This is a genomic window from Caballeronia sp. INML1 (assembly GCF_023631085.1).
In the GTDB taxonomy this organism is placed as follows: domain Bacteria; phylum Pseudomonadota; class Gammaproteobacteria; order Burkholderiales; family Burkholderiaceae; genus Caballeronia; species Caballeronia turbans.
In genome coordinates, this window is the sequence record NZ_JALQDT010000030.1 from 11,881 (window position 1) to 31,095 (window position 19,215).

Consider the following 19,215-nt stretch of genomic DNA (forward strand, 5'->3'; position numbering starts at 1 on the left):
GGCCTTTTTCATCGGCCAGTCCGGCGGCACTACAATTTGTGTCTGTCGTTGACACAAACTTTGGATCCGCTGCCTCATGCCCATGCCGTCCCTGCGCCTCGTTTTCGCCTCCCTCGGATTTCTCGCCCTCGCTGCCTGCGCAGGCCGCAGCGCGGTCACGCCGAGCTATCAGCAGGAGCTGTTCAGCACCGGCGCGAGCCCGTTCGCGCACAATTTCGACGCCACCGTCAACGAAACTTGCGAGGCCGCGCGCCGCGCGCTGCTGTCGCAAGGCTTTCTCACGACGATGGGCCAGCCCGACACCGTCGACGCGACCAAAAACTTTCAGCCGAGCGCCGAGACGCACGTCGTCGTGTCTTTCCATGTGGTGTGCACGCCTGGCGAGAACGCGACCAATCAGAGCATCGCGTATGTGAATGCCGTGCAGGACGGCTATGCGCTCAAGAAGAGCGATACGTCGGCGAGCGTCGGGTTGAGCGTGTTGGGGTCGCTGTCGCTGCCGATCCGCTCGAACAGCGACGCGATGGTCAAAATCTCGAGCGAGACCGTGCCCGCCGGCAAGTTCTACGACCGCTTCTTTTCCCTGATGGGCCACTATCTGAACACCGTGCCGCGCAGCGCGCCCGTCGCGGCGGACGAAGTGAAGAGCAAGCCGCTCGCGCCGTCGCTCATCGTCAACTCGCCCGAACTCACGCCGACACCGATCGTCGTGCAGACGCCCGCCGCTGCAACGGCGATCCAGGCATCGGATGCAGTCGCGGCCGGTGCCTCGGATGTGTCCGCGGCGGCGTCCGCAGCGCCAGCGGCGCCGCGAACCACCACGACTCAATAAGCCGCGCGCCGCGTCAGTTCGGCACGTTGACGATGCCGCCCGCCGTCGTAATGGCGTTCGCGCCCGGATCAACGGCGATCGGCGGCAGATTGGACGCCGTGAGCGCAGGCGCCGATCCCGCCTTGCCGCCGCGCGCCACCGTGCGCACCACTTGAGAAGGGGGCAGCGGCGCATTGTTCTTCAGGTGATTCCACATCAGGTTGAGCGCCTGAATGTCGTAGTAGTGGACCGGAATGAAGCGCGTGTCGAAGCCCGCCACGCTCAGGAACGCGTCGAAGTGCTGGCCGTTCGTGATTTCATAGAGCGAAAGCTGGCTGTTGTTGCCCTCAGCCACCCGATTCGCGCCGAGATACGGCCGCGACGCATGGTTGATCGGCACGAGCGCATCGGCGCGGCCCTGCACGATGATCGCAGGCTTGCCGCGCAGGTTCGCGTTCACGCGGATCGCATTGACGTTGGCCACCATCGTCGCATTGCCGTTGGTCCACAGCGAGCGCAGGCATGCGGCGCCCGCGTAACTGGCATCGGGCGTCGCCAGGCGATGATCGGCCGCGCCCGCCGTCCCCGCGTTGTAAATCAGGTTGATGCCGTTCGTCGGCGGCACGCCGTTGCCGTTGCCGAAGAGCGTCGGCATCGGCGAGACGAGCGGCGCGACGCCCGCCGCGCCCGTTAGCGCGTTGGTCGTGCCGAAGCTGAAGTCGCACAGGTTGTCGAGCACGCTCGCCTTCATGTACGCGTCGGCATACGTGACGGCGACGGCCGGCACCGCTTGCGAGTCCCACATCGGCGCATGGAGCGTGTCGGAGTCGGTCTCGTAGCCGGCCTGATGCAACTGGTTGAGCGCGTCCGTGGCCTGCGCGACGGTATTGCCGCCGGCGACGAGCCCGCTCGCGGCGAGCGTCGCGCACCGCGCCGTGCGGATCGCGTTCGTGGTCGCCACGGGCAACGTCGTCAGATACGGCGCGCCGGCTGCGGCGGGCGCGAGCGCCGCGCAGGGCTGAAGCAGATTGGCGAGCGTCATGTAATCCGCGAGCGGCCGCCCGAACGAGCCGACCGGCACGCCCCCCTGCCGCACCGAGACTTGCGACGGCAAATTCAGATTGATCTGCGGCTCGCCGACGACGACCGCCGTGATCCAGCCATCGGTGTCCTGCTCCGCCGCCGCCAGCGATGCGCCGCCGCCGTTGCTCACCGATGCCGCGATCGTCGTGATGCTGCCTTTGCTGTAGCGCACCTGATGCGTCGAGCCGCTGACCGGGCCGAACATGTCGTTGAGCGCCCAGTATGCAAACTGGATCGCCTGCAGCGTGTTCTTGCCCCAGTCCTTTTCAGGGTTCTGTTGCGAATGCGCGTGCTTGTACGCGTAGCGGTTCGGGAAGGCCGAATTGAACGACGACAGCGCCGATGCGCTCGCGTTCGCCTTGAAGATCGCCTTCGTCCCGGCAATGTCGGCGTTCGCGAGCGTGCCGTCGATCAGCGTGACGAGATTGGTCGACAGTTCGTGGCCGCCGTTGCCGCTGCCCTTGTCGTTATAGGCCACCGCGCAGCCGCGCTTCAGGCCCCACTCGCCTGCCGCCGAAATCGCACCGTAGACGCCGCGCGACCCCGACGACGTCGCCGTGACGATGCAGGGCTGATCCGGGTTGAAGCTCTGCGGGATCTGCACGAGCAGGCTGACGTTCTGCGTGCCGCTGCCGTCATCCGCGTAGGCGATGTATTCCTTGCCCGCGATCTTCCCCTCGCCGAGCGTGTCGTTGCCGTTCAGATCGACGTTCGGCCCCCAGAAGCGCCCGTAGCCGCCGTTCGACGACATGTCGACGAGCGCGCGGTAGTTCGAATAGATCGCGAGGCGGCGCAGTTCGGCGGCCGTCGGCGCCGCCGGCTTGGCGAGCGCGGGCGCGGTCGCCGACGCGAGGCCCGTCTTGCCGAGACCGGCCGTGAGCAGGTCGTCCGAGACGCCGTCGTAAGTCTGCGTATTGACCGAGCCGGAGATGAAGCTCGGCAAGGTGTTGGTCGGCTGGCTGCTGCCGTTGTCGTCATCGCCGCCGTGGCATGCGGCGAGCGCCAGTGCGGCGAGCGCCGCCAGCGCGACAGTGCGCGGCATGTGCTGCAAAGTCTGCAACCTCTGGGTACGCGCGAATCTTTTCATTGTGGGTCTCCGCCATACGTTCCGATGAGTGGTGCAACCTGAGAGGGCAACACGTCCGCGAGGCTCGCGTGCGCGCCGCGCGGCCGTTGGTGCAAGTATCGCGCCTTATCCGCCGGCGGTCTTGGCCAAATTCACGCCGCGGCAGCGAAAGCGCCAAACGACAACGGGCTCCGGCAGCAAAGCCGGAGCCCGTTTGAACGCTCGCTTGACGAGCTAAAGCCGGCGGCATCGTGCGACGTCGCCGGCTTTCTGTAACTCGTGTTACTGCCCGCCGCCTTGCACGCCGAGGGTGAGCTTATTGGAGACCGACTTCACACCCGGCACGCCCTTTGTCACTTCTTCGGCCTGGGCGATCTGGCCGCCTTCCGGCACCGTGCCCGTCAGCGTCACCGCGCCGCTGCGCGCGCGCACGAACACGTTCGACACATCGAAGCCCTGCGCCTTCGACAGCGCGCGGCGCACGTCGTAGCCGAGCTTGCGGTCGGTCTTCTTGGTCGCGGATTTCTGAGCCTTCGCCTGCGCCGCCGAGTCGGTGCTCGTGGCCGCCGCGTCGCTCGATTGGGCATAGGCGCTCGATGCCACGGCCACGCACACCACCACGCCCAGCGCCTTCAACAGATCGACTGCTTTCATGATTTCTCCTTTTGTTTCGCTTGTTGACTTCGCACAGTTGCTACTTCGCTCGTTTTTGCACTACAAAACCGGACCGCATTCCCAGCGGCTGGGCTACGACATCGAGCGGCTGCCCGTGGCCACGCGCGCCCGGGGCCTGAAACGGCGCGCGGGCATGACGGCGGCGAGCCGGCGAATGCGGCTCACGGTGCTGCGAGAGACTGGCGAAAGAAACAAACTGCGGCCGGTTGGTCGGGCGGAAAAACCCCGTCGGCTCGAATATGACCTGCCGCATGGCGGCTGACTGGCGCGGCTCACGAACCCACATTCCGGGCTGCGGCCCGCGAAAAGCCTTGTCGTGCGGCGGCGAACGTCAATTTAGCCCAGCGCGGCCATTAGCGCAAAGCATTTAACAATGCGACCTTCCGCGAAGCCGCGCACGCGCAACAGCACCGCCTGCGCCGACACACGTCCGTCACAGTCCGCACGCGCCGCGCGGCCCGCCGGAGGCCGATCCATCTCCTGTACCATCGACGCCATGCCGGCCGCCCGGACGCGCCGCTCGCGCGCCACGCCGAACCCGTTCGTGGAAATGACCGCGCATCGCGATCGGTTAAGCTCGCGGGCACGCAGTTTTACGATTACCGACGAGATGACCCACCCTTCAGGAAACAATCCGGGCACCGATCCGGACGTCCCACCGGCACGCAAGCCGCAGCAGCGGATCGTCGCACGCTTCGTCGCGATATCCTGGCGCGACCTCGCGCTCACCTTCGGCCCGATCCTGCTCGTCTGCGCGGCCGCGCTCTATGTCGCCGTGCGGCTGATCCAGCCCGCGCCGCCGAGCACGCTGACCATCGCCGCCGGGCCGAAAGGCAGTTCGTTCTGGACCAGCGCGCAAAAATACAAGGCGATCCTCGCGCGCAACCGCGTGACGCTCAACGTGCTCGAGACGCAAGGCTCGCTCGACAACCTGACCCGTCTCGACGATTCGAAATCGAACGTCGACGTGGGTTTCGTACAGGGTGGCCTGACCAAGCCGGGCACGACGCACGACAACCTGGAATCGCTCGGCAGCGTGTCCTATGTGCCGCTCGCGGTGTTCTATCGCGGCGCGACAGTCGTCAGCCGATTGTCGGAGCTGAAGGGCAAGCGGCTCGCGATCGGCGCGGAAGGCAGCGGCACGCGCGTGCTCGCGCTCACGCTCCTGAAGGCGAACGGCATCGAACCGGGCGGCGACACGGAGCTGCTGCCGCTCGCCGGCGACGACGCCGCGAAAGCGCTCGAAGACGGCCGCGTCGACGCCGTTTTCCTGACAGGCGACTCCGCCCAGCCGCCGACGATGGCGAAACTCTTGCGCTCGCCGGGCATCCGCTTCATGGATTTCGTCCAGGCCGATGCGTACGCGCGCCGCTTTCCGTACCTGACGGAAATCGAGCTGCCGATGGGCGCCTTCGACTTCTCCCGCAACCTGCCGCCGCGTCCGGTCCACATGATCGCGCCCACAGCCGAACTGGTTGCGCGCGACAGCCTGCATCCGGCGCTCTCCGACCTGCTGATCGAAGCCGCGCGCGAGGTGCACGGGCGCGCCAATCTGCTGCAGCGGGCCAACGAATTCCCCGCGCCGCTCGTGCACGAATTTCGCATCAGCGACAACGCCGAGCGGTATTACAAATCGGGTAAGAGCTTCCTCTACCGCACGCTGCCGTTCTGGCTCGCGAGTCTCGCGGATCGCGTGCTCGTCGTGCTGCTGCCGCTCATCGTGGTGCTGATTCCGGGCTTGCGGCTCGTGCCGGGGCTGTATCGCTGGCGCGTGAAATCGCGAATCTATCGCTGGTATGGCGCGCTCATTGCAATAGAGCGGGAAGCGATCAGCGGCCCCGATACCGCCCAGCGCGATGCCCTGCTCGACCGCATCGACGCGATCGAAACGGCCGTGAATCGCATGAAGATGCCGCTCGCGTTCGCGGATCAGTTCTACGTGCTGCGCGAGCACATCGGCTTCGTGCGGCAGCGCCTCGCGCATGTGCCCGTCGCGCAGCCCGACGAAGCCCCCGCGCGCGACGTGGCGCAACCGGACGCGTCCGTTGTCGCTTCGCGGGCAGACACGGAACAAGGCAGCACGTAATATCTATTGGAGGAACGCAAGAACGGGATGCAACGCCGCGCGCGTCGCATCCGCCATGCAGGACACGACAAAAAACGAACAGATGAGGCTCAGGCGCGCGTTTGCGCGAGCAAAGCCAAGGAATCTCAGGGAGAAGGGAACATGAGTGCCCCGCATTCGACCAGTACTGGTCATCCGTACTTTTTCTTCGACTTCATTTCGCCGTTTTCGTACTTGCTGCTCGAACAGCATGAAAAATGGCCGGACATGCCGTTCGAGCTCGTCCCCGTCCAGTTGATGAAGCTGCTCGACCGCTGGGGCCAGCCCCACGCCGCGACGATTCCCTCCAAACGCGTCTTCACCTACCGGCACGCGCTGTTCCGCGCGGAACAACTGGGCATTCCGTTCAGGATGCCGCCCGCGCATCCGTTCGACCCCAGCAAGGCACTGCGGCTCGCCGTGCTGGCGAACGGCGAGATCGGCCGCGTGCGCGAGATCTTTCGCTACATCTGGCGCGAGGGGCGCGATCCCTCCACGCCGGAGGGCTTTCGCGGATTGTGCGAGCGCGTCGGCATGCCGGACGGCGAAACGCGCATCGAGGACGAGGACGTCAAGGCGAAGCTGCGCGACAACAACGACCGCGCGGTGGCGATGGGCGTGTTCGGCGTGCCGACCTTCCTCGTCAACGATCAGATCTTCTGGGGCGAGGACACGCTGCCGATGGTGCTCTATGTCGCGCGCTCGCCGAACTGGCTCGACGGCGCGGAAGTGAAGCGCATCAGCGCGCTGCCCATCGCGCCGCGAGATGCCGATTTCGGTTGATGCTGGCCGGGTGGGCGCTCGCGCCTATGCCGTGCATAGCGCGCTCGCTATGGTGTCAAAAACGGATAAGCGTTTAACTTCGGGTGAGGGTTCGCGAGTTCGCGCCCGTGCAACCCGAATTCAACCGTTTCGCAAGCCATGAACGATCCCGCCGACTCACTCGACATCTGGCTCATCCGTGTGCTGCGCACCCTGCTGCTGGAGCGCAGCGTGACGCAGACCGCGCAACGGCTGAACCAGACGCAGCCGGCGATCAGCACCGCGTTGCGCCGCCTGCGCGAAATCCTGAACGATCCGATTCTCGTGCGCGGCAAGCAGGGCATGGTGCCGACCGAGTACGGCGAATCGCTGCTCGCGCCGGCGCAACGCGCATTGCGCGAAGTGGAATTCGTCGCGACGCCGCACGGCGATTTCGATCCGGCAAGCTCGCGCCGCACCTTTCGCGTCGCCGCGCCGGATTATCTGAACGATTTCTTCATGCCGACGCTCGTCGCGGCTTTTCGCGACGCGGCGCCCAATGCGCGTCTGGAGATCGAGTCGCTCACGCCGATGCGCGACCACGAGCGCATGCTCGACGAAGGCGAAATCGATCTGATGGTCGCCAACTGGACGAAGCCCGAGCCGCGCTTCGAACGCCAGGATCTGTTCACCGACGTATTCGTCTGCCTGATGCGCGCGAACCATCCGCTCGCGCGCGAGCCGCTGACGGTGGAACGCTATGCCCTCGCCGCGCATCTCGCGCCGACGCCGTATAGCGGCGGCAGGCGGCATCCGATCGACGTCGGCCTTTCGCGCGCGGGCATCGAGCGGCGCATCGTCACGACGATTCCCTACTTCGGACTCGTGCCGCAGGTGCTTTTGCAGTCGGACCTCATCTTCACCGCGCCGCGCCGGTTCGCGCAGCACTATGCGGCGATGCTGCCGCTCGCGGTGCTCGACTCGCCGGTGCCGTTTCCGCGCATCAAGTGCTATCAGCTTTCGGTGCCGCAGCCCGATCAGCCGACGGATGTCGCGTGGCTGCGCACGCTGATGTCGACCGTGTCCGATTCGCTCACCCGCAAGAAGGCCGTCGCGGCGCCCTCGGGAGACGAGACCCGCGAACTGGGCGAACTCGCGAAGTAGCGCACGCCTGGCGGGACTTCGGTACTATCCGGAACGACACCTCGCCGGCCCGCCCACATGGACGCACTCGACAAACTGATCCAGCTTGCGCACCTCTCCGGCGCCCTCGATCTGCGCTGCCTGCTGAGCGGTCCGCTGGAACTCGATCACGCGCCCGCGCCCGCTGGCGAAGCGGTGTATCACGTCGTGCTCGATGGCGCGTGCACGGTGCTTCGAAAGGGTCATGCGCCGCTCGAACTGCGGGCAGGCGACATCTTCTTCTTGCCGCGCGGCGACGCGCACGTGCTGAGCATTCAGCCTCGTGAAAACGGGGCGGCGAAGACGGAGATGAACGTGCGCCACAACGGCGCGGTCACCGTGGAAAGCAATTGCGGCGGGCAGCCCCCGGGCGTGGACTTGCTGTGCGGTCGATTTCTCTATGCGCCGCGCGCCCTGCTGATCGACGTGTTGCCGGATGTCGTGCATGTGTCGTTCGCGAATGCATCGGCGACTTACCTCGCGCCGCTCGTCCAGACGATGCGCCGCGAGGCGGAAGAGGCGCAACTGGGCGCGCCGTCGATCGTCACGGCCCTGTCTACCGCACTCTTCACGATGGTGTTGCGCGCCTGGCTCGACGGGCAGCCCTCGCTCGCGGGCGTGCTCGGACTGCTTGCGAACCGGCGGCTGGGCGCGTCGATCATCGCGATGCTGGAGCGCCCCGCCGAACCGTGGACACTCGAAATGCTGGCCAAGGAAGCGGCCATGTCGCGCGCGACGTTCATGCGCGCGTTCTCGGCGCGCTCCGATAGCTCGCCGCTCGCCTTGCTGAGTCACGTGCGCATGCAGCTCGCGAGCACGATGCTCACGCATACGAAAAAGAGCATCGCGGATATCGCGGCGGATGTGGGGTATCAATCCGAGGCGGCGTTTTCGAAGCGTTTCAAGGAGCTTTACGGGGTGGCGCCGGGGAGGTTTCGGGCGACGAACGGGTTGGGCTAAGTCAGCGGAAATCGGAGCGGTAATACGCGTGGTGATCCTCGGCAGCATCGTGCTGCGCGGCGGGCGCCGCGATTTCGCTTGCGGCGGACGCCGGCGCATCGTGCTCGACGAGTTCCGTCGCCTGGCCGAGGTTCGCTTCGCTTACAAAGATGCCGTGCGAAAGAAAGTAGCCGCGCAGCGCGCACACGACGCGCTCCTGCACGCACATTCTGAATTCGAGCGATGCCGATTGCCTGCGCGACGGCTGCCGCGCGCCTTTCGTTCTCAGATTGGTGACGTGGTAGATGCCGGTGCCCGGAATGCTCGTCGTGATGCGGCCGCGCGTGTTGTAGGTGAACCCTTTTACGCCGATCGAGGTGCTGATCCCGCTCTTGCTCAGATTGACCGCACGCCGGGCAATATCTTGATGCTCTCGCGAAAACCGAACCCCATCACTGCTTCCCTTACTCAAATCGTCGATTCCGACATGTCAGGGATGCAGGTTGAGCGATCTATCCGACCGTTCCGAGGACATCGCACCGAGATCGACAAAGACAGTCACGAGGAGCGAAACGGTGCTTCACGCGGTCGCGCAGACTGTTCGTGACGCTTCGGCCCCCACTCGCGCCGCCACCTCCTTCACCCTCAACAACTGCGCCGCGACCGCCAACCCGATCGACCACGGCGCTTTATCGGCGATCCCTTCCACGCCGATCGGACACGTGATCTCCGTCAGCCGCTGCGCCGCCACCCCGCGCTCCATCAAACGCCGCTCGAACTTCACACGCTTCGTCTTCGATCCGATCAGGCCGAAGTAGGCGAAGTCGTCGCGCCGCATGATGCGTTGCGTGAGCGCGAAGTCGAGCGAATGATCGTGCGTCATCACGATGAAGTACGCGCCCGCCGGCGCCTCGTCGACGATCGCATCGTGCAGATCGGTCGCTTCGATCTGCACGTTCGCCGGGACTTCGTCGGGGAAGAGTTCGTCGCGCGCATCGACCCACTGCACGACGCACGGCAGCGTGCCGAGCACCTTCACGAGCGCGTGGCCGACATGGCCCGCCCCGAACAGGACGACGTGCATCATGACCGCGCACTCCTCACCGCGTTGACTGCCTTGAGAATCGCTTCCGCCGTGGCGGGCGCGTTCAACGGCGGATTCACCTTGTGATCGCCGACCGCGGAAACGGCGTCGCGGATCGCGAAGAACACCGAGAACGGCAGCAACAAGGGCGGCTCTCCCACGGCCTTCGAGCGATGGATGCTGTCTTCCGCGTTGCGGTTCTTGAAGAGATCGACGCGGAAATCGGCGGGCATGTCGTTCGTCGTCGGAATCTTGTAGGTGGACGGCGCGTGCGTCATCAGCTTGCCGTTGTCGTTCCACCAGAGTTCTTCCGTCGTCAGCCAGCCCATGCCCTGCACAAACGCACCTTCGACCTGGCCTTTGTCGAGCGCCGGGTTCAGCGACGCGCCCACGTCATGCAGCGCATCCGCGCGCAGCACGCGCATCTCGCCGGTCAGCGTGTCGATCACCACTTCCGATACGGCCGCGCCATAGGAGTAGTAGAAGAACGGGCGGCCCTGCATCGTCGCCTGATCCCAGTAGAGCTTGGGCGTCGCGTAGAAGCCGTCGGACCACAACTGCACGCGCGCGAGATACGCCTTCTGCACGACTTCGCCGAACGGAATCGCATCGTCGCCGACGATCACGCGATCGTTCGCGAAGCGCACCTGCTCCGGCGTGACCGTGCCGCCGCCGAACTTCTCCGCCGCGAATTTCGCGAGCCGTTCGCGCAACTGGCGCGCGGCGTCCTGCGCGGCCTTGCCGTTCAAATCCGTTCCCGTCGATGCGGCCGTCGCCGATGTATTCGCAACCTTGCTCGTGTCGGTGGCCGTCACGCGCACGCGCTCGAAGTTCACGCCGAGCTCATGCGCGACGACCTGCGCGACCTTCGTGTTCAAACCCTGGCCCATCTCGGTGCCGCCGTGGTTCACGAGCATCGAGCCATCCGTATAGATGTGAACCAGCGCGCCCGCCTGATTGAAATGCGTCACGTTGAACGCGATGCCGAACTTCACCGGCGTCAGTGCAAGGCCTTTCTTCAGGATTTCGTTGTTCGCGTTGAATGCGTTGATGGCCGCGCGCCGCCGACGATAATCGCTCGTCTCTTCGAGCTCGGCGATCAGCTCGTGGATGACGTTGTCTTCGACCGTCTGCCCATAAGGCGTCTTGTTGTTTTCCGTCTTGCCGTAGAGATTCGCGCGGCGCACGTCGAGAGAATCCTTTCCGACCGAACGCGCGACGTTGTCCATGATGTACTCGATCGCGAACGCGCCCTGCGGCCCGCCGAAACCGCGGAACGCGGTGTTCGACTGCGTGTTCGTCTTGCCGCAATAGCCTTCAATCTTCACGTCCGACAGCCAGTACGCGTTGTCGAAGTGGCAGACGGCGCGCGTCATCACGGGACCGGACAGGTCGGCGGAGAAGCCGCAGCGCGAGGTCATGTCGACGCAAACGCCTTCGATCTTGCCGTCGTCGTCGTAGCCGACTTCGAAGTCGTAGATGAAGTCGTGGCGCTTGCCGGTGATCATCATGTCGTCGTCGCGATCGGGACGCAGTTTCACCGGGCACAGCAGCTTCCACGCGGCGAGCGCCGCGCAGCACGCGAAAATCCCCGACTGCGATTCCTTGCCGCCGAACCCGCCGCCCATGCGCCGGCATTCGACGAGCACGTTGTGCGAATGCACGTTGAGCACGTGCGCGATGAGATGCTGCATTTCCGTCGGGTGCTGCGTCGAGCAGTAGACGTGCATGCCGTCGTCGTCCTTCGGCACGGCATAGGCGATCTGCCCTTCGAGATAGAACTGTTCCTGACCGCCGAGCTTCATCGCGCCGCGCTCGTGGTGCGAGGCTTTCGCCATGCGCCCTTCGGCGTCGCCGCGCGACAGCTTCAGCGGATTCAGCACATACGATTCGGCCTTGCGCGCGTCCTGCGCCGTCAGGATCGGCACGAGCTCTTCGAACTCGATCGTCGCGCGGCGTGCGGCAAGACGCGCCGTATCGTGCGATGTAGCGACGACGATGAACATCGGCTGGCCGACGAACTGCACGATGCCCTGCGCGAGCACCGGATCGTCGTGAATGATCGGGCCGCAATCGTTGACGCCGGGAATGTCCTCGGCGGTAAAGACGGCGACGACGCCCGGCGTCGCGCGCACGGCGTCGAAGTTCATCGACACGATCTTCGCGTGCGCCTTCGGGCTCGTGCCGAGCGCGGCGTGCAGCGTGCCCGCGACGGGCGGGATGTCGTCGGTATAGCTCGCGCGGCCGCTCACGTGCAGATGCGCCGATTCATGCGGACGCGACACGTGGACCTGCTTGAACGCGTCGATTTCGTTCGCGAGCGACTGGGCTTCGGCGAGAAAGGCTTCGGCTTGCTGATTCATTGTCTTGTTCTCCCTTTTCGCTTACTTCGCTTCGACCAGTTCGATTGCACGCACGTCCAGCTTCGATTTATCGAGCGGATCGTGCGGACGCGTCTCCAGCCAGAAGCGATACAGCAGGCTCTTCGCGGTGTCGAGGCGATAGTCGCTGCTCGCGCGCATGTCGGTGAGCGGCTGGTAGTCCTTCGAGAGCGCGAGCATCGCGGTCTGGACGGTGGCTTCGTGCCAGTGGGCATCGGCGAGAACGGCTTCCGCGTGCGATGCGCGCTTCGGCGTCGCGGCCATGCCGCCGTAGACGAGGCGTGGCTCGCGGATCGTGTCGCCATCGGCGATGAACGAATACGCGGCGTACACGGCGGAAATATCGGAGTCGAAGCGCTTCGACAGCTTGTAAGCGCGGAACTGCAGCGTCGCGCGCTCGCCTGCGCGCGTCGGCACGCGAATGGCGGCGACGAACTCGTTCTCGCGCATGTCCTTCTTCTGGTACGCGATGTACAAGTCTTCGAGCGGCATCTCGCGCGTGCCGTCCACGCTTTGCAGCACGACGCGCGCATTCAACGCGATGAGGCCGGGCATCGAATCGCCGATCGGCGAGCCGTTCGCGACGTTGCCGCCGAGCGTGCCCGCATTGCGAATGGGCAGCGACGCGAAGCGCTGGCACGTTTCCCCGAGTTCGGGATAGATCTTCACGAGTTCCGCATACGCGCGTTCGACCGACACGCCCGCGCCGATCTCGATCCAGTCGTGCGTCGTCTCGACGTGCTTGAACGATTCGATCTGCCCGATATAGACGATGTCGCCCAGATCGCGCAGTTGCTTGGTGACCCACAAACCGACATCGGTGCTGCCCGCGAGAATGCGCACGTTCGGATTTTTGTCCTTGATCGCAGCGAGCGCCTCGGCGGTGCGCGGCGCCTCGAACCGGCGGCCGGCGTGCTCGTAATGAAACGTGTCGTCGCGTTGGATGCTTTCGAGCGTGCGCGCGATCGCCGGAACGTCGAGGGGCGCGAGCGGCGCGTGATCGAACATCTGCTCCGCCGCGTCGATGATCGGCCGATAACCCGTGCAGCGGCACAGATTGCCCGTCAGCGCGTCGCTGATTTCCTGGCGCGAAGGCTTCGTCTTCTCGCATGCGCCCGGGCAGCCGGTCGTCGCATGGCCGTGCTTTTCGTAGAGCGCGAACATCGACATTGCAAAACCCGGCGTGCAGAAACCGCATTGCGAGCCGTGGCAATCGACCAGCGCCTGCTGCACCGGATGCAGCGTGCCGTCCGGCTGGCGCAGGTCTTCGACGGTGAAGAGCGCGCGGCCATCGAGCGTCGGCAGGAACTGCACGCACGCGTTCACGGCCTTGAATGCGACGCCGCCCGCGCCGTCCGGCTCGCCGATGACGACTGTGCACGCGCCGCAGTCGCCTTCCGCGCAGCCTTCCTTGGTGCCGGTGCAGCGCGCGTCCTCGCGCAGGTATTGCAGGACGGTGCGCGTCGTCGACGCGCCGCTCACTTCCTGGATCGCGTTGCGGTGATAGAAGCGGATCGGCTGGGTCATGTGATGTCTCGGGGCTCTTCGATGCTTTTCTGCTGGTTGCGCGGGATGCGCAGCCGGTGGCATGTGCGACTTCGCGGGACTTTCTCGGACGGGTCCTGTCGCTTCGATGATTCGAAAGCTATCACCACCAAAAACCACAACCCATAGGCGGCATTGCATGAACGACATATTCTTCGTCCGATATGTGCCCTGAGCTTTATGCAGCAAGCCTTTCGGAGTTGCCGCCCGATCGTTCTGACCGTCGATTTGTCCCACCTGGTTACAAAACACGTGCGACGTTGCGCCGCAACATATGGGAGAATCACGCCTTCGCGCCGAATTCAACCCCGCACTTTCCCTATGTCCTCCGAGCCTCGCATCGCGCCGCAGGGCGATTTCGCAGTCACGCTGCGGATTCTGCCCGTCGTCCTGTACACATTCCTTTGCTACCTGACGATCGGTATTCCGCTCGCGGTGCTGCCGGGTTACGTGCATACGGATCTGGGCTACGGCTCGGTCATGGCGGGCGCGGCGATCAGTGTCCAGTACTTCGCGACGCTGATGTCGAGGCCGCTCGCGGGCCGCACCGCCGACACGCTCGGCCCCAAGAAAACCGTGCTGTACGGCCTCGCGGCGTGCGCGGCGAGCGGCGTGCTGCTGCTCGCGTCGGCGCTCGCGGCGCAATGGCATGCGGTGAGCCTCGTGCTGCTGGTGATTGCGCGGCTCGTGCTCGGCTTCGGCGAAAGCTGGGTCGGCACGGGTTCGATCACGTGGGGCATCGGGCGCGTCGGGGTGACGAACAACGCGAAGGTGATTTCGTGGAACGGCATCGCGACATACGGTGCGCTCGCGATCGGCGCGCCGCTCGGCGTCGCGATCGATCATTCGCTCGGGTTCGCATCGCTCGGGGTGATCGTGATTGCGCTTGGCGGCTTCGGCTACTGGCTCGCGACCCGCATGGCGAGCGTGCCGATCGTGCATGGCGAGCGCATGTCGTATCGGAGCGTGTTCTTCCGCGTGTTGCCGCACGGGCTGGGACTCGCGCTCGGCTCGGCGGGCTTCGGCTCCATCGCGACGTTCATCACGCTCTATTACGCCGCGCACAACTGGCCGAACGCGGCGCTGTCGCTCACGGTGTTCGGCACGATGTTCATCGGGGCGCGGCTGCTGTTCGCCAATACCATCAAGGCGTACGGCGGGTTCCGCGTGGCGATCGTGTCGTTTGCGTTCGAGTGCGCCGGGTTGCTGATGCTGTGGCTCGCAGCCGAGCCGACGATCGCGCTCGCCGGCGCCGCGCTGACCGGCTTCGGCTTCGCGCTGGTGTTTCCGGCGCTCGGTGTCGAGGCGGTCGGGCTCGTGCCGCCGGCGAGCCGGGGCGCGGCGCTGTCGGCTTATTCGGTGTTTCTGGACTTGTCGCTTGGGCTGACCGGGCCGCTCGCGGGCTATGTCGCGGGCGAGTTCGGGTATGGGTCGGTATTCTTGTTCGCCGCGCTGGCGGCGGCTGCGGCGGTGGCGCTGTCGTTTGCGCTTTATATGCGCGCAGGGCGCGGGGTGGGTGGGCCGGCTACGGTTTGAGACGCGCTTCGGGCCCATGGTCGATACGAAGCTGCAGAATGCGAACCGGGCGGCTCGAAGTGCAGGGAACCTCGTCAAGATAAGAGACGGGACGCCCCTTCGTCTTCAATGTTTGTCTTAAAATCCCCGCTTGGCCCATTAGCGTCCGCTTTATGAACCCGACCTCGGAAGACCGCTGGCGCGACTTGCGCCCGGACCCGGACAGCGACACACCGCTCTATCTCCAACTCGCTCGCAAGCTCGCCAACGCCATCCACGACAATCGCTGGAACGCAGGCGAAGCGCTGCCCTCCGAGCGCGTGCTGTCCGATGCGCTCGGCGTCTCGCGGATCACATCGAGAAAGGCGATCGCGCTGCTCGTCGAACAAGGGCTGATTCGCCGCGAGCAAGGCGCGGGCAGCTTCATCACGCCGCGTTATGAAGATCCGCTCTCGCGTCTGTCGAGCTTTTCCGAGATGCTGCGGCGGCGCGGCTTCACGCCGAGCTCCAGGTGGCTCTCGCGCACCATCGAGCCCGCCAATCGCGATGAAGTCATTCAGCTCGGCCTCTCGCCCGCCGCCACCGTCACGCGCCTGAAACGCCTGCGTCTCGCCGATGACATCGTGATGGCCGTCGAGAACTCCACGTTCCCCGCGTCGTGCATTCCCGATCCGCAGACCATCGGCGATTCGCTCTACAGCTATCTCGATGCGCGCGGACTTTCCATCGTGCGCGCGCTTCAGCATTTTCGCGCAGTGAACGCGAGCGAGGAGATCGCGCGGCAAATGGGCATCGCGCCGCACGACGCGCTGCTGCTCATCACACGCGTCGGCTACACGGCCGATCAGCGCGCGATCGAACTCACCGATACCTACTGCCGCAACGATTACTACGATTTCGTCGCGGAGTTGCGAAAATAAGCCCAGCCCGATGACCGACACTGCCACAGCCCAGCCGTCCGACCGATCGCTCTCCATCATGCTGTGGCTCGTCGCCACGGGCTTCTTCATGCAGACGCTCGATTCGACGATCGTCAACACCGCGCTTCCCGCGATGGCGAAGAGCCTCGGCGAAGCGCCATTGCGCATGCAGGGCGTCGTGATCGCCTACTCGCTCACGATGGCGATGATGATTCCCGTCTCCGGCTGGCTCGCCGACAAGCTCGGCACGAAGCGCGTGTTCTTCAGCGCGATCCTCGTGTTCACGATCGGCTCGCTGTTGTGCGCGAAAGCGCAGTCGTTGCAGGCGCTCGTCGCGTATCGCGTCGTGCAGGGCGTGGGCGGCGCGATGCTCTTGCCGGTCGGGCGTCTCGCCGTGTTGCGCGTGTTCCCGGCGGAACGGTACCTCTCGGCGCTCGCGTTCGTCGCGATTCCGGGGCTGATCGGCCCGCTCATCGGCCCGACGCTCGGCGGCTGGCTCGTGCAGATCGCGTCGTGGCACTGGATCTTTCTCATCAACGTGCCGGTGGGCGCGATCGGCTGCATCGCGACGAATCTGTACATGCCCGACAGCCGCAATCCCGCGACCGCGCCCTTCGATCTCGCCGGCTATCTGCTGCTCGCCGTCGGCATGGTCGCGCTGACGATTTCGCTCGACGGCCTCGCCGATCTCGGCCTGCAGCATGCGATCGTCATCGTGCTGCTCGTCCTCTCGTTCGGCTGCTTCGTCGCCTACGGCCTCCATGCGACGCACGCCGCCCAGCCAATCTTCTCGCTCGATCTCTTCAAGATCCACACCTTCAGCGTCGGGCTGCTTGGCAATCTGTTCGCGCGCATCGGCAGCGGCGCGATGCCGTATCTGATTCCGCTGCTCCTGCAGGTGAGCCTTGGCTACACGGCGTTCCAGGCCGGCATGATGATGCTGCCCGTCGCCGCCGCGGGCATGGCGTCGAAGCGCGTCGTCACGCGTCTCATCGAAAAGCACGGCTATCGGCGCGTACTGGTCGTGAACACGGTTCTGGTCGGGTTGATGATGGCGAGCTTCGGACTCGCGAGCGCGCATCAGCCGCTATGGCTGCGGCTCGTGCAACTGGCGATCTTCGGCGCCGTCAATTCGATGCAGTTCACCGCGATGAACACGCTCACGCTGAAGGATCTCGGCACGGGCGGCGCGAGCAGCGGCAATAGCCTGTTCTCGCTCGTGCAGATGCTGTCGATGAGTCTCGGCGTGACCGTGGCGGGCGCGATTCTGTCGACGTTCACGGGGCTTCTGCCGCAAGTCACCGAATCGAACTCGCTGCCGGCGTTCCACGCGACGTTCCTGTGCGTCGGGATCATCACTGCGGCGACGGCGTGGATCTTCGGTCAGCTCGCGCCGGAAGTGCGCGCGGCACGCCGCAAGCCCGATCCTTCCGAGTCGAACTGAGACGGCGCGTGAACGCGCACCGCGCCGGTGCCCGGACGCACGATCGCGCGGCGCGCGCTCCCGGCTCTGTTGCACAAGCGTCCAATCCGCACACGAAAGGGCCGCGCGGCGCACCCGGTAACCGCTGCGACCCGCCTGGGTATTGAATTCGCACGCTTTTTGCTCGAACGCTGAGATGCCGATCCGGTAAACTATCTCGATAAAAATCACCCGCCTTGCGCCCAGACCCCATGAGCATGGTTGATCTCGACCCTCCCCGCTTCCAGCCGCCTCGGCCCGTCGCCGGCGACGATGGATCGCGTCGCACCGTGCTGTACGGCGAGTACACCGTTTTCAGCGTGTTCCAGCCCGTGTTTTCCGTGTCGCACCGGCGCGCGATCGGCTATCACGCGTCCCTGCGCGCCCGCGATGACGCGCATCGTCACATTCCGTCTCACGAGGTGTTCACACAAGCGGCGCGTCGCGGCGATCTGCTCGAACTCGGCCGGCTCGCGGAATCGCTGCATCTGGGCAACTTCAACGCCTTCGACAGCCACGACGAATGGCTTTTCCTGAGTCTGCATCCCGCTGCGCTGATGGACACGAGCTACGGCGATGCCCTGCTCGCATCGCTGAAGGATGTCGGCCTGCCGCCGCAGCGCGTCGTGCTCGAAGTTCCCGAGCAGGCGGGCGGCGAGACGACGCGATTTGCCGAAATCGTCGATTCGCTGCGCAAGTCGGGCTTTCTGATCGCGCTGGACGGCTTCGGCGTGAAGCATTCGAATATCGATCGCGTGTGGCATCTGCGACCCGATATCGTGACGCTCGACCGCTGCATCCTGCAGCAGGCGACCGAGCATTCGCATATCGAGCGCGTGCTGCCGCGTCTCGTGTCGCTGCTCCATGAATCCGGCCAGCTCGTGTTGATGGGCGGCCTCGCGACCGAGCGCGACGCGTTGATCGCGCTCGAATGCAACGTGGACTTCGTGCAGGGCGCGTATTTCGCGCAACCGAGCGTCGATGCGGTGCACAGCGAAGTCGCGGCAGGTGTGATGGATGCGCTGGCGGCGGCGTCGCGCGAACGCGTCGCAGCGCGCGAGCGGGCGCAGGTTGCGCGTCTCGGACCTTACGTGAGCGGGCTCGAGCGCGCGTCCGTCAAACTCATGGAAGGCGAATCGCTCATCACCGCGACGAGCGAGTTGCTGCAGCTCGCCGACACCGCGCGCTGCTTCCTGCTCGATCAGGCCGGACGTCAGATCGGCGACAACGTCGTGCCGGTCGTGCGCACGTCGCAGCGCGCGAAGCGCTTCAGCCCGCTGCTGCATTCGGAGGGCGCGAGCTGGGAACGCCGGCCGTATTTCATCGAGGCGCTGCGCGCGCCGGGGCGTGTGCATCTAACGGCGCCGTATCTCTCCATCAACGATGCACATCTTTGCGTGACGGCGTCGATCGCCGCGCAGACGCCTTACGGACTGCAGGTGCTGTGCGTGGACATCAACTGGGAAGGCGCGAAGCAGCGATAGGTCTACGCGCCGTTTCCGGAATCGGGGCGAAGCAGATCGAAGCCGGCGAGTGCGAGCACGCCGGCGAGCACGATGAGCGCGGCGGAATGGCGGCCGAAATACAGCAGCGCGGCCGCCGACCAGGCCGCGAGGCACAGGCCTGCGAAGCGTTTCATGATGACGATGCGATTAGGAACATTGCGACAAGCCGCCATTCTAGGCTCGTGTTCCGACCCGCGCAGCG

The 19,215-nt window shown here is 65.3% G+C and carries 17 protein-coding genes; 10 read left to right on the top strand and 7 right to left on the bottom strand.

Annotated features, from left to right (window positions below):
• Positions 1-76 precede the first annotated feature (76 nt).
• Positions 77-832: a DUF2242 domain-containing protein gene (locus tag NCR38_RS10705; protein ID WP_250477027.1), complete on the top strand. Its 756-nt coding sequence runs from the start codon at positions 77-79 to the stop codon at positions 830-832.
• Positions 833-845: 13 nt separating this feature from the next.
• On the opposite strand, the gene NCR38_RS10710 is transcribed toward NCR38_RS10705, so the two are convergent.
• Both NCR38_RS10710 and NCR38_RS10715 read right to left on the bottom strand, forming a co-directional pair.
• Positions 846-2,936, bottom strand: coding sequence for a D-(-)-3-hydroxybutyrate oligomer hydrolase (locus NCR38_RS10710; RefSeq protein ID WP_250477060.1), 2,091 nt, complete (start codon positions 2,934-2,936; stop codon positions 846-848).
• A gap of 306 nt (positions 2,937-3,242) precedes the next feature.
• Positions 3,243-3,614, bottom strand: a complete 372-nt coding sequence (locus tag NCR38_RS10715) for a BON domain-containing protein (protein WP_061119368.1) — start codon at positions 3,612-3,614, stop codon at positions 3,243-3,245.
• On the opposite strand from NCR38_RS10715, the gene NCR38_RS10720 reads away from it, so the two are divergent.
• From NCR38_RS10720 to NCR38_RS10740, 5 genes are all read left to right on the top strand, one after another.
• On the top strand, positions 3,613-3,897 hold the full coding sequence (locus NCR38_RS10720) for a hypothetical protein (protein WP_061119369.1): 285 nt from the start codon (positions 3,613-3,615) through the stop codon (positions 3,895-3,897). The genes NCR38_RS10715 and NCR38_RS10720 overlap by 2 nt on opposite strands.
• A 348-nt stretch (positions 3,898-4,245) precedes the next feature.
• Complete coding sequence (locus NCR38_RS10725; RefSeq protein WP_250477028.1) at positions 4,246-5,721, top strand: TAXI family TRAP transporter solute-binding subunit; 1,476 nt, start codon at positions 4,246-4,248, stop codon at positions 5,719-5,721.
• A gap of 141 nt (positions 5,722-5,862) precedes the next feature.
• A complete protein-coding gene (locus NCR38_RS10730; RefSeq protein ID WP_061119372.1) occupies positions 5,863-6,522 on the top strand; it encodes a 2-hydroxychromene-2-carboxylate isomerase in 660 nt (219 codons plus the stop codon).
• 138 nt (positions 6,523-6,660) lie between these two features.
• The gene (locus tag NCR38_RS10735; protein WP_250477029.1) at positions 6,661-7,644 is read left to right on the top strand and encodes a LysR family transcriptional regulator; all 984 of its coding nucleotides are present in this window, start codon (positions 6,661-6,663) and stop codon (positions 7,642-7,644) included.
• Positions 7,645-7,701: 57 nt separating this feature from the next.
• Positions 7,702-8,622, top strand: a complete 921-nt coding sequence (locus NCR38_RS10740) for an AraC family transcriptional regulator (RefSeq protein ID WP_250477030.1) — start codon at positions 7,702-7,704, stop codon at positions 8,620-8,622.
• 1 nt (position 8,623) lies between these two features.
• On the opposite strand, the gene NCR38_RS10745 is transcribed toward NCR38_RS10740, so the two are convergent.
• The 4 genes from NCR38_RS10745 to xdhA all read right to left on the bottom strand — a co-directional run bounded on the left by NCR38_RS10745 (position 8,624) and on the right by xdhA (position 13,593).
• On the bottom strand, positions 8,624-9,073 hold the full coding sequence (locus NCR38_RS10745; protein WP_250477031.1) for a DUF4236 domain-containing protein: 450 nt from the start codon (positions 9,071-9,073) through the stop codon (positions 8,624-8,626).
• 108 nt (positions 9,074-9,181) lie between these two features.
• Complete coding sequence (gene xdhC, locus NCR38_RS10750; protein ID WP_250477032.1) at positions 9,182-9,688, bottom strand: xanthine dehydrogenase accessory protein XdhC; 507 nt, start codon at positions 9,686-9,688, stop codon at positions 9,182-9,184.
• On the bottom strand, positions 9,685-12,048 hold the full coding sequence (gene xdhB, locus NCR38_RS10755) for a xanthine dehydrogenase molybdopterin binding subunit (RefSeq protein ID WP_250477033.1): 2,364 nt from the start codon (positions 12,046-12,048) through the stop codon (positions 9,685-9,687). Before xdhB ends, xdhC begins: the two co-directional genes overlap by 4 nt.
• Positions 12,049-12,069: 21 nt before the next feature.
• Positions 12,070-13,593, bottom strand: a complete 1,524-nt coding sequence (gene xdhA, locus NCR38_RS10760) for a xanthine dehydrogenase small subunit (protein WP_250477034.1) — start codon at positions 13,591-13,593, stop codon at positions 12,070-12,072.
• 339 nt (positions 13,594-13,932) lie between these two features.
• Between xdhA and NCR38_RS10765 the strand changes: the two genes are divergently transcribed.
• The 4 genes from NCR38_RS10765 to NCR38_RS10780 all read left to right on the top strand — a co-directional run bounded on the left by NCR38_RS10765 (position 13,933) and on the right by NCR38_RS10780 (position 18,992).
• Positions 13,933-15,147: an MFS transporter gene (locus NCR38_RS10765; RefSeq protein ID WP_250477035.1), complete on the top strand. Its 1,215-nt coding sequence runs from the start codon at positions 13,933-13,935 to the stop codon at positions 15,145-15,147.
• 152 nt (positions 15,148-15,299) lie between these two features.
• Positions 15,300-16,046 (top strand): GntR family transcriptional regulator, encoded by a 747-nt coding sequence (locus NCR38_RS10770; protein ID WP_061119380.1) that lies wholly within the window; start codon positions 15,300-15,302, stop codon positions 16,044-16,046.
• Between the two features lie 10 nt (positions 16,047-16,056).
• The gene (gene mdtD, locus NCR38_RS10775; RefSeq protein WP_250477036.1) at positions 16,057-17,490 is read left to right on the top strand and encodes a multidrug transporter subunit MdtD; all 1,434 of its coding nucleotides are present in this window, start codon (positions 16,057-16,059) and stop codon (positions 17,488-17,490) included.
• Positions 17,491-17,720: 230 nt separating this feature from the next.
• A complete protein-coding gene (locus NCR38_RS10780; protein ID WP_061119382.1) occupies positions 17,721-18,992 on the top strand; it encodes an EAL domain-containing protein in 1,272 nt (423 codons plus the stop codon).
• 2 nt (positions 18,993-18,994) lie between these two features.
• Here NCR38_RS10780 and NCR38_RS10785 read toward each other — a convergent pair whose 3' ends face one another.
• On the bottom strand, positions 18,995-19,147 hold the full coding sequence (locus NCR38_RS10785; RefSeq protein WP_250477037.1) for a hypothetical protein: 153 nt from the start codon (positions 19,145-19,147) through the stop codon (positions 18,995-18,997).
• Positions 19,148-19,215 lie beyond the last annotated feature (68 nt).